Raw genomic sequence first — 16,741 nt, forward strand, 5'->3', positions numbered from 1 at the left:
CAGTGGTGCCTTGATAAACTGCGGGCACCGAATCCTACGAATAACCGCCTGCCCTGACCCTTGACAATCGAATCCCTGACGTTGCGGAGATACCAGTGATCACAGTTCTTGCCGTGCACTTTGCGGTGGCCGCTGTGGCGCCCTTCCTGTTCAGGGCTTGGGGGCGGAACGCCTTCTACGCGTTGGCTGCCGTACCGGGGATTTCCTTCCTCTGGCTCCTCTTCCAGCATGGCGCCGTGTACTCGGACTCCGGGGCCGCCACCGAGGTCTTCCCCTGGATTCCAGGGCTCAAGCTTGAATTCGCCTTCCGGATGGACGCCCTCGCCTGGGTAATGTCGCTGCTGGTCCTGGGCGTCGGCTGCCTGGTGCTTGTCTACTGCGCGAGGTACTTCAAGAAGAAGGACTCTGACCTCGGCGGCTTCGGCTCCCAGCTCCTGGCCTTTGCCGGGGCCATGTTCGGCCTGGTGGCGGCGGACGATCTCCTCCTGATGTTCATCTTCTGGGAGCTCACCACCATCCTGTCCTACCTGCTGATCGGCTTCGCCCGCACCAGGCTTGCAGCACGGCGCTCCGCCCTGCAGGCCCTGATGGTCACCACGGCGGGCGGACTGGCCATGCTGGTGGGCCTGGTCATGCTGGGCTCCTCCGCAGGCACCTACCGGATCTCGGCCATTCTCGGGCAGGCCCCCGAGCTGGCAACAGGGCCGTCCGGCGCAACGGTGGGCGCCGCCGTCGTACTCGTCCTGGTGGGCGCCATCACCAAATCCGCGCTGGTGCCGTTCCACTTCTGGCTGCCGGGCGCCATGGCTGCGCCCACACCCGTGAGCGCCTACCTCCACGCCGCGGCGATGGTGAAGGCAGGCATCTACGTGGTGGCCCGGCTCGCCCCGGGATTCGCCGAAACGGCCTACTGGCAGCCCATAGTGCTCGGGCTGGGACTGGCCACCATGCTGGTGGGCGGCTACCGGGCGCTGCGCCAGACCGACATCAAGCTCATCCTTGCCTACGGCACGGTCAGCCAGCTGGGGTTCCTCACCATGGCGGTGGGGCTGGGGACGCCGGACGCCGCGCTGGCCGGGCTCGCCCTGCTCCTGGCCCACGGGCTGTTCAAGGCCACCCTGTTCCTGGTGGTGGGCATCATCGACCACCAATCCGGCACGCGCGATGTCCGCAAGCTGTCAGGGGTTTTCAGCTCGTCCCGTGCCCTGGGCATCGTGGCCGGGATCGGCGCCGCCTCCATGGCAGGGGTGCCGCTGCTGGCAGGGTTTGTGGCCAAGGAATCGGTACTTGAGGCTTTTGTCCACCATGCCGGCAACGGAGACCCGTGGGGTGTTGTGGTGCTGGCGGGGATCGTGCTCGGCTCCATTCTCACCTTCGCCTACAGCGCCCGTTTTATGTGGGGCGCGTTCGCTGTGAAGCCGGGAGTGGACCGGACTCCGTTCAAAGCGGTCAAGCCCTCCTTTCTCGTCGCCCCCGCCCTGCTCAGCCTCCTCACCATTGCGTACGGCGCGTGGCCGGCCCCCGTGGACGGCTGGATCCAGCCGTACGCTGCCCTGTTTGCTTCAACCGCGCCCGACGCCGGTACACCGGCCGGGCAGGCAGGCCACCTGGCGCTGTGGCACGGCTTGACTCCCGCGCTGGGGCTGACTGCGGTCACCTTCGCCCTGGGCCTGGCGATGCATTATGGGCGCGACGTCGTGGCACGGGCGCAGTCCCGGGTGCCTGGATGGGTGGACGGTGACCGCATGTACCAGCAGACCATCGGTGCCTTGGACGATATCGCGGTGTGGGTCACCGGGCGCACCCAGCGCGGTTCCCTCTACTTCTATCTGGCCGTCATCCTCACCGTGGCGTTTGTGCTTCCCCTCACTGCGATGGTCGTGGCCAACAAGCCCCTTCCGGAGGGCCTGTACTTCATTGATCCCAACTCGCCCCTCCAACTGGTGGCCGGCGCGGGCATTGTGATCGGAGCCCTCGCCGCCGTCAAAGCCAACAAACGCTTCCTGGCCGTGCTGATGGTCTCCGTGACCGGCTACGGGATCGCCCTGATGTTCGCGCTCCAGGGCGCACCGGACCTGGCCCTCACCCAGATGCTGGTGGAAACCATCGTCCTGGTGGCGTTCGTCCTGGCTATGCGCAGCCTGCCCGCCGAACTCCGGGACCGCACCGGCGGCAAGTACCGCGTGGTGCGGGTCATCATCGGGCTGGCGTTCGGGGCCACCATGATTTTCGCGGCCATCTACGCCATGGGTGCCCGGGTGGCCACTCCGGTGTCACTGGAGTTTCCCCGCCTTGCCTACGAGGGCGGAGGCGGACTGAACATTGTCAACGTGACGCTTGTGGACATCCGCGTCTGGGACACCTTCGGTGAAATCGCGGTCCTTGCCCTGGCCGCTACGGGCGTTGCCAGCCTCATCTTTGTCCGCAGCCGCGGCGACGGGATCCGGGTGTCCTCCGCCATTGCGGAAGGCGCTGTGGGCCGGCGCACCAGGGTGGATCCCGGGTCCCGGGACGCCGCCACGCTGGCCATCAGCCGGAAGTTTGCCGCGTCCACCCGCGATGCGTGGATTGTGGCGGGACGGACCCTGGCCCCCGAACGGCGCTCCATCATCTTTGAAGTAGTGACCCGGCTGATCTTCCACTCCATGATCATCTTCTCCCTCTACCTCCTGCTGGCCGGCCACAATTTCCCCGGCGGCGGGTTCGCCGGAGGCCTGGCGGCCGGCCTGGCGCTCGCCATCCGGTACCTGGCCGGCGGCCGTTTCGAACTGCGGGAGGCCACGCCCATCAGCGCCGGGACGCTGCTGGGGATCGGACTCGCCACGGCGGCGGCGTCCGGCGTGGTGCCGCTCCTGCTGGGCGGCCAGGTGTTCCAGACGGCAATTATTGAGCTGTGGCTGCCAGTGTTTGGCGACATCAAATTTGTCACGTCCACCATCTTCGACATCGGCGTGTACACCGTGGTGATCGGCCTGGTGCTGGACGTGCTGCGCAGCCTGGGCGCGGAGATCGACGAACACTTTGAAGAACAGGCAACGGCGCCTGCCGGGGAACAGGAGCCGCTGGGCGTCCCTGCCGAAACCAGCGCAAAGGGCAAAGCATGAGCGTCAACCTGACCCTCCTCACGGTTATGGGGGCCCTGTACGCATGCGGCATCTACCTGATCCTGGAACGCAGCCTTACCCGGGTACTGCTGGGACTGATGCTCCTGGCCAACGCCACCAACCTCCTGATCCTGGCCACAGGGGGTTACGCAGGGCTGGCGCCGTTCTATGCCAAGGACATCCCTGCCCAGGACTACAGCGATCCCCTTCCCCAGGCCCTGATCCTGACGTCAATCGTCATTTCGTTCGCGGTGACGGCCTTTATGCTCGGCATCATTTACCGCACCTGGGTGCTGGCGCGGCAGGACGAGATCCAGGATGACCTGGAAGACCGCCGCGTCGCCGAGACGCCCAGCTTCGATGCGGAGGACGACGCCGAGATCCCGGTGGAGACGTCCGAGTTTCCGTTGACCATGCTCGGCAGCGATGGACGCGCGGTATCCGACCACTCCACGGCGGGTGACGCGCCGGAGACCGCCGAGCCAACCATCGTGGCCGGCGTCACGCTCACCGCCACGGATGCCTCAGCGGAAGAGCAGCCCGGATCGCAGAACGTCAATCCTGGCCCCGAAGGAGGTGTGAAGTGAACATCGCAAGCTTTGCCCCGCTCGCCGTCGTACTTCCCATTCTCGGCGCGGCCCTGACTTTTGTGCTGATCCGGCACTCACGGGCCCAGCGCACCGTGAGCATCGCACTGCTGTCGCTCACCCTCCTGCTGGAGTGCCTGCTGCTGGCCTCCGTCTGGGAAGGCGGGACCGCGGCCGTGAACGTGGGCGGCTGGCTGCCTCCGTGGGGCATCGTGATGGTGGTGGACCAGTTCTCCTCGCTCATGCTGGTGGTCTCTTCGTCGGTGAGCCTCGCCGTGCTGGTCTACGCCACCGGCCAGGGCATGGCCGACGGCGACCAGGATGCCCCGGTCTCGATCTTCCACCCCACCTACCTGATCCTGGTGGCCGGTGTGTCAAACGCCTTCCTGTCCGGGGATCTGTTCAACCTGTACGTTGGTTTTGAGATCCTGCTGACGGCGAGCTATGTCCTGATGACGCTGGGCGGCACCGGTCCACGGATCCGGGCCGGTGTCACATACGTGGTGGTGTCAGTGGTTTCCTCGGTGCTGTTCCTGATCTCGATTGCCATGATTTACGGGGCCACCGGAACGGTGAACATGGCGGACCTGGCCATCAAACTCGCGGACCTGGACCAGGGAACCAAGACCCTCCTGCATGTGATGCTCCTGGTGGCGTTCGGCATCAAGGCGGCCGTGTTCCCGCTGTCCTTCTGGCTGCCCGACTCCTACCCCACGGCACCCGCGCCCGTCACCGCCGTGTTCGCCGGCCTGCTCACCAAGGTGGGCGTGTACGCCATGGTGCGCACCGAGACCCTGCTCTTTCCTGGGGACACCCTGAACACTCCGCTGATGGTGGCAGCTCTGCTCACCATGGTGGTGGGAATCCTTGGCGCCCTGGCGCAGAGCGACATCAAACGTCTGCTCTCCTTCACGCTGGTCAGCCATATCGGCTACATGGTGTTTGGCCTCGCCATGTCCTCCGTCGCCGGGCTGGGTGCCGCTGTGTTCTACGTAGCCCACCACATCACCATCCAGACCAGCCTGTTCCTGGTCACAGGCCTGATCGAACGCCGTGGCGGCAGCTCTTCCATTGACCGGCTGGCGGGCCTGGCCAAGTTATCGCCCCTGCTGGCGCTGCTCTTCTTCGTGCCGGCCATGAACCTGGCCGGCATCCCGCCCTTCTCCGGATTCCTGGGGAAGGTGGGGCTCATGCAGGCCGGCGTCGAGCTGGGCACGCCGCTGGCCTACGCCCTGGTCATAGGAGGCGTGGTCACCAGCCTTCTGACCCTTTTGGCAGTCGCCAGGGTCTGGAACCGCGCGTTCTGGCGCAAGCCAGCGGACGCTGACCACCCGGATCCTGTTCTACTTGCCGCCCGCGGGGATTCGGACAGGGGCCGCCGCGCCGGCCGCAACAACGTCACCCTGCTTCCGCGCACCATGGTGGGCTCCACCATGGGCCTGGTGCTGCTTGGCGTGGCGCTGACTGTCTTTGCGGGCCCGCTGTTCAGAGTCTCGGACCAAGCTGCGCAGGACATGCTGGACAGGTCCTCCTACATCCAGGCGGTGCTTGGCGAGAACGCGCCGGTGCCCCTGGTACTGACCTCCGGAGCCAACAAATGAGCCGCCGGCGTATCTCGCTGCGCCAGGAACTGCCGCTCCTGGTGTGGCTGGTGGTGGTCTGGGGCGCTCTATGGCAGGACTTTAGCCCCGGCAATCTCCTCTTCGGCGCGCTGCTGGCGGTGGTGGTGGCCAGGATGTTCTACCTGCCGCCAGTGGAACTGAGCGGGCGCTTCAACATCCTTTACGCCGTCCCGTTTGCCGTGGTCTTCCTCTGGCGGGTGGCGGCAGCGAGCTTCCAGGTCATGTACCTGGCTGTCGCCCGCGGGCCCGAGGTGACCAACGCCGTCGTCGCCGTCCCGTTGCGGAGCCACCAGGACCTGATGGTCACCGCCACGGGGCACGTGATTTCCCTCATCCCAGGTTCCCTTGTGGTGGAGGTGGACCGGTCAACGTCCACCCTGTACCTGCACGGGCTCAACGTGGAAAAACCCGGAGGACGTGGCCAAACTGCGCCGCGAAGTCCGGGCCATTGAGGCGGGGCTCATCCGGATCATGGGCACCAGGGAAGAACTCGACGCGATCCGGCTGGAGGCCGCAGCATGATGCAGACTGTTCTGGTTGTCACGTCAGTCATCCTTTCGCTGGCAGCCGCCGGTGCCATCATCAGGATTGCCCGCGGCCCCTCGCTGCTGGACCGGGTGCTGGCTTCCGACGTCCTCCTGGCCATCCTCGGTGCGGCGCTGTGCATCGACATGGCCGTAAACCGGCACCTGAACAACCTCATGCTGCTGGTGGCGCTGTCCATCATCGGGTTCATCGGCTCGGTGACTGTTGCCCGATTTGTGGCCGACCGGCGGGAGCAGCCCCATGATTCCTGATGCCGGCACGATGGATGCGGTCACCGACGCCGTGTCCGCGGTGTTCATGGTGGTGGGTGCCCTGATGTCCCTGGCCGCTGCGGTGGGGTTGCTGCGGTTCCCGGACCTCATGAGCAGGATGCACGCAGCCACCAAGCCGCAGGTCCTGGGGCTCTTCCTCCTGCTGGCCGCCGTCGGACTGCAGCAGCGGACCTGGTGGGTGTGGCCGGTGCTGCTGGTGGCCTGGATCTTCCAGCTGCTCACCGTGCCGGTGTCCGCGCACATGGTGGGCCGCGCCGGTTACCGGACCAAGCACCTGCACAGGGAACTGCTCAGCTCCGATGAGCTGGAGGCCGTGGTGCAGAAAGCAGCCGCCAAAGCGGCCCGTGAGGACGCTTCAGACGGCGGCCCTGTGGACTCGCCCTGACCGCTGAGTTTTTGTCCGGATAACGCGGCTTCGAGGCTAATTAGCGTGCATTATCCGGACAAAAACTCCGGGGGCGGGCCGGAGAGAACCCGGGCCACCAGGAGTTCCTAGACGATGTCCTGGCTCTTTGCGAAACGGGTAATGGCGCGCTGCGTGCCACGGTTGGCCAGCACCTGGATGATGGTGCTCACCGAGGCCGAGATGAGCGCGAACGTCAGGGCAGAACGGAGGCTGGTGGGAGTGTCCTCCTTGCCGGTGGGCGGTTTCCGGCCAGTGGACTTTTCCCACACGGCGTTGACCACCTTGGTGCCGACAAGTCCGGCGCCGATGCTTACTCCGGTACCAAGCAGCTTGATGAAGAGGTTCATTTCTGGGGACTCCTTGTGGGCGGAAAGGGACTGACCTTAGCCTAACGTCCGGAGACCGGGCACCTGCCCGCATACGCGCCGGTTCGCTCTCAGCGTGCAGCTGTGTTTGTGGCAGAGCGGCCCGGCGCGTCGTCATCCCTCTGCTCAGGGCGCGGCCACCAGTCCTTCCCAGGCAACGGTCCAGTCCGCGGGGAAACCGGGCGCATGCCGGTCCGGGCCGTGGTCCCAGCCGGCCGCCATCAGGGCCGCGGCGACCAGCAGCCCGCCATTTCCCGGCAGGTAAACGGGGAGTGAGTCAGTCTGCCTGTTGTGGCCGTTCGGCAGGGCGGTGTTCTTCCCGGTTCCCTGCAGGAGGGCGTCGACGGCGGTCTCCGGGTCATCCAGCCGGGCGGCAGTCATGGCCATCACGGGGTAGTCCCAGCCCCAGGTGCTGTCCCAGTCCCAGTGAGCCAGGACGTCGGCGAGCGTGGCGCACATGGTCTCCGGATCGATGAGGTCAGTCTGCGGAAGCACGCCGAGGGCGCACAGCATGGAAGGGTGGTCTTCCCGGATGGTGAACGGCTCGACGTCGATCGCGGCGTAGACGCCGTTGACGGTACGCGGGTGCACCATGCCGTCCGCAACAGCCAGCCACTTCTCCCTCGGCTCCAGGCCAAGCCGTTCCCCCCACGTGACGGCGACGCGGAGTGCCCACTGCCAGTAGGCCAGCTCAAACGTTGGGTTGGTAAGGGTGCTGCGGATGGAACCGTAACTTTCCTGGGCGGGGATCAGCGGCGGGCCGAGCTCGAAGCCTCGCTCCGTGGGATGGGCGAAGCTCGCCATGAATTCTGCGGTTTCGAAAACGATCTCCGCGAACTCCTCCAGCAGCTCGTGGGACGGCTCGGCCCGGTAGGCCAGCTCGGCCAGGTAGATGGGATGCGGCTGCTGCCAGATCAGGAAGGTGCCGATAGGGCTGGGACTTTCCCGCCCGTCCGGACCTACCTGCTTGGGCCAGCGGACGCCGTCGAACCCCTGTGCCTTGGCCGTCTGACGTGCTGATTCCAGGATGGTTCCGTACCAGCGAAGGCTCGGAAGCAGGAGCCCTGTCCGGTTCCAGAGGGCGAAGTGCGCCGTGTGCCACCAGTGCATCTCCAGATGAAAGCGGCCGCGCCAGGAGTTGCACACCAGCCCGGTCTCCTGGGGCGGCAGGGAGCCTGCGCAATTGATGGCCGTGACGTACTGCGAAAGCACGATCCTGCGCTCAAGCTCGGCGGCCCGCAGATCCGCCGTGCCGTGCAGGTCAATGGCGCCGCCGGACCGCCAGAACTGCGGCCAGTAGGCTCGGGAGGCTTCAATGACCGCGGTGCCGGACGCTGGAGAGTGTCGGTCTTGGCGGGCCGCCGAACCAGCTCCTCGAATGACGCATTCGCCCTGGCCGGTGCTGATGAAGTGGATGGCCACGTCCAGGGTTTCCTGCCCGCCGGCCGGCCGCAGAAGCAGTTCGTGCTTTGCCACCCGCTCCAGCCGGAGGCCTTCACCAGAGATTTGGACTTGGTAGCCGGAGCCGTCCAAGGCGCGGTGCACAGTCCAGTCCTGAGGGCTCCCGGTGCCTGCGGGGTCCGGGTTTTCCAGGATGGTCTTGTGGGCATCCGGCCTGTTCCAGTCCGCGGCGTCATGCCAGGCGTCCGAGCCGTAGGGGAAGGCCAAGGAGATCATCAGCCCGTCCAGCAGGGCGGGGGATTCCACCCGGATGCCCAGCTGGTCCCGGTCCGGGTGGCAGGCTGTGCTGACGCTGACCGGGTGTCCCCTGAGGGTGAAGGTGCTGGTCACCGTCCCTGTCCAGAGGTCGAGAGCCTGTACGGGGTCAACAATGTCGGCTTCGGTCAGTGGGCTTGCGGACCCGGCGGCGTCGTCTCCGGAAAGGGCGAAGCCGATCCGGCCCAGGTCCAGGCGGTGCGGGTTTGCCCGCAGCCATGTCTCCGCGCCGGTCGTCTGGTTTTCCCGCCCATCAACAATGTTCCCCACCATGTCCACATACGGGACCTGGCCGCGCGGGGAATCGTAGAGCACCGTGGAGTCCGCCAGGCTGTAGTCCTCTGCGGCCGGGATGGAATGCCAGCCCCACTGTGATTGGGTACCGAGCAGGGTCCCGGGCGGAAGCTCGCTGCGGGCACCCACGGGGTAGACGGCGGGGAGGGTCTGCAGACCCGTGAGGTCCATGGTGAAGCAGAATTCGCCGTTGCCCACGGACACAGGGCTCCGTGGGTCGAGCATCCGCTGCTCCACGTTGTGGCGGCGGACCAGGGCTTTCCGGTCAATGGCGTTGCGTTGGCTGTGCATGATGCACGCCCTCCTGATGGTGTCAGCTCTGCTGCTGCGGGCAATCTGGTCGAGGGTCTAGTTGAAGGGTTTAGCGGGCAGTGGAAGAACCCGGGTGCTAAGAAAACGGTTTCCGAAACGATTCAATCCTATGCCGGAGGCCTGGGCTGTCAACCCCGGCTGCGACCGCTAACGCACCGGGGTCAGAGATCACATAGATCTAGCCGGCGCGGCTGTTCGCCAAGACGTTCTTAGTCAGTCGGAGGACGAGGGGGCGGTGCCGCTGTCCCCGGTGGCCTCTGCTGCAGTCTGCGCGTACGACGCCGAGACCCGGCGGTAGACCGGGGCCAGGAAGGCCAGTAGCGCGGCCGCGATCATGATGATCCCAGCCACTAGGAACACCAGGGCGATGCCGCGGGAGGTGCCCTCGCCCAACAGCGGGGCCAACTGGGCGGCGCCCTCAGCGGACCGAGCGTACGGGATGATCCAGAACTGGGCGATCGGTGCGATGAGGAACGCGGTGATCGGCGCTGCCGCGGACTCGAATGCCATGGCGAATCCGAACACGCGGCCCTGCCGCTGCAGAGGTACCACCTGCTGGATGACCGTCTGCTCGGCGGCCTCCACGAAAGGCACCAGGACCAGGTACGCCCAGATGCCGGCTATGTACAGCCATGCCCACTCGCGCACCGTGAACACCGCGCCCAGGACCCCCATCAGGATCACCGCGATAAGCATGGTACGCAACGGGTTGGACCCTAGCCCGAACTTGCCGATCAGCGCGCCGCCCACGATGAACCCGGTGGCGCCGAGCGCAAAGACAGCGCCCCACAGCTCTACGGGGAACATCTCCAGGCCGTAGGGATCCATCAACGCCATGTAGACGCCGCCGATGAAGTTGTTGAACGTGGAGAACAGGATCAGCGCAAACAGCCCGGAAACGGCCAACACAGCGGCGAGGGAGCCGCGCAAGTCGAATCCGCCGTGCGCGTCCGTTGCTGCCGCGCGCACCTCTTCGGGGATACGCAGCGTGAGCAGGTGCGCGAATGCCAGCGCCGTGAGCACCAGGGCGACGACGATGGTCCAGCCCATGCCCAGCAGCCCGACCGACAGCCCGGAGAGCAGCGAGGTGACAATGAACATCAGTCCCTGCACCATGCCCACCAGCCCGTTGGCGTTGGCCCGCCGCTCGGGCTCGATGAGGATGGTGACCGTGGTGGAGAGGGCAATGTTGCGCATGTTCTCAACCACCGCACCGATCAGGATGATCAGGGTGAAGATCCAGAACCAAGGCTGTGTCAGGTCCAGCAGCCGGGAGGCGGGTGTCAACAGGAACATGACCCCGGACAGCACGAACATCACCAGGGTGAAGCCGGCGGCGAAGCGCATCACGGCCAGCTTGCGGTAGCGGTCAACGAAGGTGCCGAAGCTGATACTGGAAAGGGCGATCAACAGCATGTAGGCGCCGCCGACCACCCCGGTGGCGATCACGTTCCGTGTCTCCAGGTACACCCAGAACGTCAGGGCGAACCACAGGTAGCTGGTGGTGATGTTGGCGAGCGCGGTGTTCACCAGGATCCCGGTGAACGTGCGGGACCGCTGCTCCGGACTGCGCAAGGACGTGTCGACGGCGTCGGGATCGGCCAGGCGCGGGGCGTCGCCGTCCTCGACCATCGCAGAGGTGACGGCAGCGTCCTCGGGGAGGCCAGCACCGCCGTCGCGAGCCGCAGCGGCCTTGGGGAAGGCCGGATTCTGCTCGGTCATGCGTCCCAGTGTACTGACAACTAACCTGGACGGAAACGGTCGCCGCCCGGCACCTCGCCACCACGAGTCGGCTGGGGCTGCCACGGTGTCGGCGGTCCGTGAGATCATACGGGCATGGCAGCCATCCAGCGTATCCGTCCCCAGGGGCTCGTCTCGAGCCCGGCCTTCAGCCACGTCGCCATCGTGCCGCCCGGCGCGACCACTATCTATGTCGGCGGCCAGAACGCCGTCGACGTCGATGGTGCGCTCGTCGGAGAGGGCGACGTGGCCGTGCAGTCTGCCCGCGCCCTCGAGAACGCGAGGACCGCGCTCGCCGCGGCCGGCGCGACCCTCGCCGACGTCGTGCACTGGACGGTGCTCTTCGTCGACGGCGTCGACCTCGCAGCAGGGTACGGGGCGATCGCGTCGGAGCTCGCGTCCGATGAACCGGCTCTGGTGACCGCGGCGCGTGTCGCCGGGCTGGGCGTGCCCGGCGCGCTCGTCGAGATCAGCGCGGTCGCCGCCGTTCTGCGATAGGGGTCCCGCCGTCAGCCGAAGCTATCGGGCCCGTTGCATCGACCGCAGGATTTCCCGCAAGGCTTCGACCACCAAGTCGTGGTCCTGCTGCTGGGGAAGCCCGGATACGGTCACGGTGGCTACCGCACCCACGCCGGCCACATAAAGCGGAAAGGAGCCGCCGTGGGGAGCATACGTTGACTCATCAAACCAGCCTTTGTCCTCGATCCTCCCGCCGTGCAGGCGGCCCCGGAGTCCCACCAGCAGGGAGGGGACCTCGTACCGTGCGGCAGTTCGCTGCTTCGCCCGGATCCAGTGCTCGTTATCCGGCGTTGCCCCGTCAAGGGCCACGTGGAAAAGGACCTGGTCACCCTTGGTGATGTCGATGGCGATGGGCAGCTTGCGTTCCTTGCCACGCTCCACGAGGAGCAGCCCCAGGTTCAGCGAGTCGTCCTTGGTGAAACGCGGAAACTGCAGCTCGTTGACCTCCGCCTCGATCCGCCCGATCAGTGCCTCAAGCGACCCTTCAGGCTGGCTTTTGACGGAGTCGGGATCGAACGCTGTCACAGGGGAGGATTCGGGAGTCATGGCCCACAATCTACCCCTCCCGCGGTGTAAACTTGACCACGCCCACAAGGGCAGATTCATTTACGACAGGGGAGCGCCGCCGTCGGGCATCACTGGCATTGCCAGGGAACCGCAGGTGGGCGCTGAGAGTGCGGACAGCCGCAGACCCTCGAACCTGATCCGGTTAGTACCGGCGCAAGGGAGTCGAGTTCTCGAAGTGTCTGGCAAGGCGGCCAACGCCGCAGGCCAGGTGCACTTTCCCCTCCTGTTCCTCAGGAGGACCACATGACAACTGCAGCAATCAAAAAGACCAGCAATACCTGGCGCGTCGTGGACATCGTGGTGGCAGCGCTCATTGCCATCGCCGGCGGCGTGATCTTCTGGGCCTGGTCCCAGGGGGCCGGCATCGTATCCACCCCCATGAACGCCGTCTACCCGCCGCTGACCGGCCTGATCGCCGGCGGCTGGATGATCCCCGCAGTGCTGGGCATGCTCATCATCCGCAAGCCGGGCGCGGCGATCTTCTGCGAAACCGTGGCAGCCACCGGCGAACTCATCATGGGTTCGCAGTACGGCGCCACTGTGCTCATCTCCGGAGTCCTCCAGGGCCTGGGTGCCGAGCTCGTGTTCTTCCTTCTCGTGTACGGCCACTTCAAGTTCAAGTCGTTCCTCTTCCAGAAGTACAACCTCATCGCTGCACTGCTGGCCGGTGCCGGCGCCGGACTCTTCTGCGGCATCAATGATGCTTTCCTGCCGTGGGGCTGGAACATCGCCTACGAAGCCGGCGACAAGCTCGTCTACATCGTGTTCTGCGCGGTCTCCGGTGCCATCATCGCCGGCGTCCTGTCCTGGATTGCCACCCGCGGCCTGGCGAAGACCGGCGTGCTGAGCTCCTTCGCCTCCCGCAAGGCCGGAACGGAGCCCGTCTTCAACTGATGGCCGCTCCCGACGCCGGCACTTCCGTTGTGCGGCCGGCCGCAGTGTCCGCCCGGGGCTGGGGATGGCGGCACGCCGGCCGTTCCACGCCCGCCATCCGGGGGCTCGATCTGGAGATTGGCCCCGGTGAGCGCGTGCTGCTCCTGGGCCCCTCCGGGGCGGGTAAGTCCACGCTCCTGCACGCCCTCGCCGGTGTGCTTGGTGATGAAGAGGACGACGCCGACGAGACAGGTGCGCTGCTGGTCGACGGCGTTGCTCCCCGCGGGCAGCGCGGCCGTTCCGGGCTCATGCAGCAGGATCCGGAAACGCAGGTGGTCCTGTCACGGCTCGGCGACGACGTCGCCTTTGGCGCCGAGAACCTGGCGGTGCCCCGGGACGAGATCTGGAGGCGCGTCCATGAAGCGCTCGACGACGTCGGGCTGCGCCGCGCCAGCGCCGCGGAAGGTGCCGGCGGGCTCCCGCTGGACCACCCGACGTCGGCCCTCTCCGGCGGGCAGAAGCAGCGCCTGGCGCTGGCCGGCATCCTGGCGATGCGGCCCGGACTGATCCTGCTGGATGAACCCACGGCAAACCTGGATCCGGCCGGCGTCCTGGAAGTCCGTGACGCGGTGGGCCGGTGCCTGGACAAGACGGGCGCCACCCTTGTGGTGGTGGAGCACCGGGTATCCGTCTGGAAAGGACTGGTGGACCGAATCGTGGTGCTTCAGCCGGGCTCGGCAGCCGATCCTGCGGTGCTGCTGGACGGGCCGCCGGACCAGGTATTGGCCGAGGCCCGGGACATACTGATGGCCGCGGGGGTCTGGGTGCCTGGCTACGTCCCGGCCACCCGGGTCCGCAGCACTGCGGGTTCGGGCGGGCTGCTGCTCGCCGCCGAGGGACTGGCCGTGTCCCGCGAACGGCCACACCGCCGCGGCCTCAAATCCATCCCGCCGGTTCCGGTCCTGCAGGGTATTTCAGCGCAGGTCCGCGCGGGCCAGGCGCTGACCGTAACCGGCCCCAACGGTGCCGGAAAGTCCACCTTTGCGCTGACGCTGGCCGGGCTGCTGGCCCCCGTTGACGGAAAGGTTTCGGCCACCGTGGAGCTGAGCGGCGGCGCCGGCATCGACCCCTACAAATGGAAGGCCGATCAGCTGATTTCCCGGATCGGAACGGTCTTCCAGGAACCCGAACACCAGTTCGTTACGGGGCGCGTGCTGGACGAGCTCATGTTCGGCCCCCGCCACCTGGGACACGGCGAGGAGCGCGTTGACGAACTTGTGGAACGGCTGCGGCTGACGCATCTGGTGGACGCTAACCCGTACACGCTCTCGGGCGGCGAAAAACGCCGTCTCTCGGTGGCCACAGTACTCGCGGCCCACCCGAGGGTGCTGGTGCTCGACGAACCAACGTTCGGCCAGGACGCCAATACCTGGGCTGAGCTGGCATCCTTCCTCTCCGAGCTGCTGGACGCCGGAACTGCCGTGGTGTCAGTGACCCACGACCAGGAGTTCAGCGCAGTCCTGGGCGGCACGGAATTGCGCCTGGACCCTGCTTCCCGGGACGGGGACCGCCTGGAAGCCGGTGCGGCGTGAGGGCGGCCCTGAACCTGCGAGGCAACCACGCGCTGCTGACCCGCGCCAACCCCTTGGCGAAGTTCGCGGCGGTTTTCCTCATCACCCTGGTGCTGGCACTTTCCATCGACTGGGTGTCCGCCACCACGGCGCTGGTCGCGGAACTTGCGCTCTTCCCACTGGCAGGTCTCACGCTGCGCCTCCTGTGGCAGAGGGCCTGGCCCTTGATCCTCGCCGCGGCGCTGGGCGGCTGGAGTACTTCGATTGTCGCGGCGGATGCCGGCGCGGTGCTGCTCGACGTCGGGATCTGGTCCATCAGTGAAGGTTCACTGCAGCTGGGGCTGGGATTTATGCTGCGGGGCCTGGCGATCGCCCTGCCGGCCATCCTCCTCATGACGTGCACGGACCCCACAGACCTCGCCGATGCTTTGGCGCAGAAGGCCCGGCTGCCGCACCGCTTTGTCCTGGGCACCCTTGCCTCCATGCGCCTGGTGGGGCTCATGGCGGAGGAATGGCAGACCATCGGCATGGCCCGGCGGGCCCGCGGAGTCGGCTCGCAGGGGAGTCCCCTGCAACGGATGCGCGCCACCCTGGGCCAGAGTTTCGGCCTGCTGGTTCAGGCGATCCGCAGGGCATCGCGGCTGGCCGTCACCATGGAAGCCCGCGGATTTGGCGGCGGCCCGCGGACGTGGGCCCGTGAATCCACCTACTCCATGCTGGATGCGTGGGTCCTGCTAGGCGGCCTGGTGATTGCGGTTGCAGCTGTGCTGGCGGCGGTGGGTTTAGGGACCTGGAGCTTCGTCTGGCGCTAGGCGGGCGCCTGATCCGGGGTTGACCGCCGTTTGACCGACGGGTCTTGACGCTCCCGGGCAGTCTTGATACGTTTCAGGAACCGGTTTCTGACGTAAAGGTTGTATACCCAATGACGCGTAACATTATCCGTCGAGTCCGCAGATCTGTTGCCATCCTCACTGCCGTTAGCCTCCTTGGCCTCACGTCGGCATGTTCCACCGGCCCCACAAACCAGCCCGAAAACGGCAACGTTGAAATCCGTTTCTCCTGGTGGGGGAACACCACCCGGGCCGAGCTCACCAACAAAGCCATCAAGGCTTTCGAAGCGGAAAATCCCAACATCACCGTCAAACCGGAATTCGGGGACATCGGCGGATACTTCGACAAGCTGGCCACCCAAATGGCCGCCAACGACGCGCCGGACGTCATCACCATGGGCGGAGCCTATCCCGCCGAATATGCCAACCGGGGTGCGCTGCTGGATCTCTCCAAGGTCAGCGGCACGCTGGACCTGTCCGGAATCGACGAAGGCGCCCTCCAGAACGGCCAGGTCCAGGGAAAGCAGTACGGCATATCCACCGGCGCCAACGCACTCGCGGTCGTTGTAAACCCCGCCGTCTTCCAGGCCGCCGGAGTGTCCCTGCCCGATGACAGTTCATGGACCTGGGAGGACTTCGCCCGCGTAGCCGCCGAGGTAACCGCAAAGAGTCCACGTGGAACGTTCGGGACCGCAACGGTGCTGAGCCATGACTCCCTGGACGCGTTCGCCCGCCAGCGCGGGGAAAGCCTCTATACCGAGGACGGGCAGCTGGGGCTGGGCCAGGAAACTGTCCAGGAGTACTTCGACTACTCCCTGAACCTGAGCGGCTCCGGCGCCGCGCCCAGTGCTTCGGAGACGGTGGAAAAACTCGACGCCAGTACCGAACAGACCCTCATGGGCATGGGCAAAGCCGCCATGATGCTGACTTGGAGCAACTCCTTGACCGCCCTCAGCAAGGCCGCGGGAACCGAACTGAAGCTCTTCAAGCTCCCCGGCGAGACGCCCACCCCCGGAATCTGGCTGCAGTCTTCGCAGTTCTACACCATTTCCGCGCGGAGCAAGCACGCTGAGGCTGCGGCCAGGCTGGTGAACTTCCTCGTGAACCACGAGGAGGCCGCCAAGACCATCCAGAGCGACCGCGGCGTACCCAGCAATGCCCGGATGCGGTCTGCCATCCAGGAACTCCTGACGCCGCAGGGCAAAGCAGAGGCTGCTTACATTGACGAAATCGGCAAGCTGAAGTTCGCCCCCACGTTCATTGGGCCCACCGGCTCAACGGCCGTCGCCGAAATAACGGCCAGAATCAACACCGAGGTGCTCTTCAAGAGGCTGACACCGGAGAAGGCTGCCGAACAGTGGATCAGCGAAAGCAAGGCGGCCATCGGCAAGTGAGTCTCTGCCCGTTCAGCGAGGGC

The 16,741-nt window shown here is 66.3% G+C and carries 14 protein-coding genes, 1 pseudogene and 1 riboswitch; of the genes and pseudogenes, 11 read left to right on the forward strand and 4 right to left on the reverse strand.

Annotated elements, in window-relative coordinates:
* Positions 1 to 95: 95 nt before the first annotated feature.
* The 6 genes and pseudogenes from QFZ30_RS00185 to mnhG all read left to right on the forward strand — a co-directional run bounded on the left by QFZ30_RS00185 (position 96) and on the right by mnhG (position 6,516).
* A complete protein-coding gene (locus tag QFZ30_RS00185; protein WP_307072339.1) occupies positions 96 to 3,104 on the forward strand; it encodes a Na+/H+ antiporter subunit A in 3,009 nt (1,002 codons plus the stop codon).
* A complete protein-coding gene (locus QFZ30_RS00190; protein ID WP_307072341.1) occupies positions 3,101 to 3,691 on the forward strand; it encodes a Na(+)/H(+) antiporter subunit C in 591 nt (196 codons plus the stop codon). The genes QFZ30_RS00185 and QFZ30_RS00190 overlap by 4 nt, the downstream gene beginning before the upstream one ends.
* Entirely contained in the window at positions 3,688 to 5,292 is a 1,605-nt protein-coding gene (locus QFZ30_RS00195) for a Na+/H+ antiporter subunit D (protein ID WP_307072343.1), read from the forward strand. The genes QFZ30_RS00190 and QFZ30_RS00195 overlap by 4 nt, the downstream gene beginning before the upstream one ends.
* A pseudogene (locus tag QFZ30_RS00200) lies at positions 5,289 to 5,835 on the forward strand (Na+/H+ antiporter subunit E). Before QFZ30_RS00195 ends, QFZ30_RS00200 begins: the two are co-directional and overlap by 4 nt.
* Positions 5,832 to 6,110: a monovalent cation/H+ antiporter complex subunit F gene (locus QFZ30_RS00205; protein ID WP_307072345.1), complete on the forward strand. Its 279-nt coding sequence runs from the start codon at positions 5,832 to 5,834 to the stop codon at positions 6,108 to 6,110. The pseudogene QFZ30_RS00200 and the gene QFZ30_RS00205 overlap by 4 nt, the downstream one beginning before the upstream one ends.
* Entirely contained in the window at positions 6,100 to 6,516 is a 417-nt protein-coding gene (gene mnhG, locus QFZ30_RS00210) for a monovalent cation/H(+) antiporter subunit G (protein ID WP_307072347.1), read from the forward strand. The genes QFZ30_RS00205 and mnhG overlap by 11 nt, the downstream gene beginning before the upstream one ends.
* A 107-nt stretch (positions 6,517 to 6,623) precedes the next feature.
* On the opposite strand, the gene QFZ30_RS00215 is transcribed toward mnhG, so the two are convergent.
* The 3 genes from QFZ30_RS00215 to QFZ30_RS00225 all read right to left on the reverse strand — a co-directional run bounded on the left by QFZ30_RS00215 (position 6,624) and on the right by QFZ30_RS00225 (position 10,856).
* Positions 6,624 to 6,884, reverse strand: a complete 261-nt coding sequence (locus tag QFZ30_RS00215) for a DUF4235 domain-containing protein (RefSeq protein WP_307072349.1) — start codon at positions 6,882 to 6,884, stop codon at positions 6,624 to 6,626.
* A gap of 144 nt (positions 6,885 to 7,028) precedes the next feature.
* Entirely contained in the window at positions 7,029 to 9,203 is a 2,175-nt protein-coding gene (locus QFZ30_RS00220; protein WP_307072351.1) for a hypothetical protein, read from the reverse strand.
* A 234-nt stretch (positions 9,204 to 9,437) separates the two neighbouring features.
* A complete protein-coding gene (locus tag QFZ30_RS00225; RefSeq protein WP_307079947.1) occupies positions 9,438 to 10,856 on the reverse strand; it encodes an MFS transporter in 1,419 nt (472 codons plus the stop codon).
* Between the two features lie 204 nt (positions 10,857 to 11,060).
* On the opposite strand from QFZ30_RS00225, the gene QFZ30_RS00230 reads away from it, so the two are divergent.
* Positions 11,061 to 11,462, forward strand: a complete 402-nt coding sequence (locus tag QFZ30_RS00230) for a RidA family protein (protein ID WP_307072353.1) — start codon at positions 11,061 to 11,063, stop codon at positions 11,460 to 11,462.
* 21 nt (positions 11,463 to 11,483) lie between these two features.
* Here the strand turns inward: QFZ30_RS00230 and QFZ30_RS00235 are convergent, their stop codons facing one another.
* On the reverse strand, positions 11,484 to 12,029 hold the full coding sequence (locus QFZ30_RS00235) for a heme-degrading domain-containing protein (RefSeq protein WP_307072355.1): 546 nt from the start codon (positions 12,027 to 12,029) through the stop codon (positions 11,484 to 11,486).
* Between the two features lie 57 nt (positions 12,030 to 12,086).
* Positions 12,087 to 12,228, forward strand: a riboswitch (TPP riboswitch).
* Positions 12,229 to 12,293: 65 nt separating this feature from the next.
* On the opposite strand from QFZ30_RS00235, the gene QFZ30_RS00240 reads away from it, so the two are divergent.
* From QFZ30_RS00240 to QFZ30_RS00255, 4 genes are all read left to right on the forward strand, one after another.
* Entirely contained in the window at positions 12,294 to 12,944 is a 651-nt protein-coding gene (locus QFZ30_RS00240) for an ECF transporter S component (protein WP_307072357.1), read from the forward strand.
* Positions 12,944 to 14,515 (forward strand): ABC transporter ATP-binding protein, encoded by a 1,572-nt coding sequence (locus QFZ30_RS00245; protein ID WP_307072359.1) that lies wholly within the window; start codon positions 12,944 to 12,946, stop codon positions 14,513 to 14,515. The genes QFZ30_RS00240 and QFZ30_RS00245 overlap by 1 nt, the downstream gene beginning before the upstream one ends.
* The gene (locus QFZ30_RS00250; protein WP_307072361.1) at positions 14,512 to 15,306 is read left to right on the forward strand and encodes an energy-coupling factor transporter transmembrane component T family protein; all 795 of its coding nucleotides are present in this window, start codon (positions 14,512 to 14,514) and stop codon (positions 15,304 to 15,306) included. Before QFZ30_RS00245 ends, QFZ30_RS00250 begins: the two co-directional genes overlap by 4 nt.
* 110 nt (positions 15,307 to 15,416) lie before the next feature.
* Positions 15,417 to 16,718 carry an ABC transporter substrate-binding protein gene (locus QFZ30_RS00255; protein ID WP_307072363.1) on the forward strand — a complete coding sequence of 434 codons (1,302 nt, stop codon included), beginning with the start codon at positions 15,417 to 15,419 and terminating at the stop codon, positions 16,716 to 16,718.
* The last annotated feature ends 23 nt before the right edge of the window (positions 16,719 to 16,741 follow it).

Source organism: Arthrobacter pascens (genome assembly GCF_030815585.1).
Classification (GTDB): Bacteria; Actinomycetota; Actinomycetes; order Actinomycetales; family Micrococcaceae; genus Arthrobacter; species Arthrobacter pascens_A.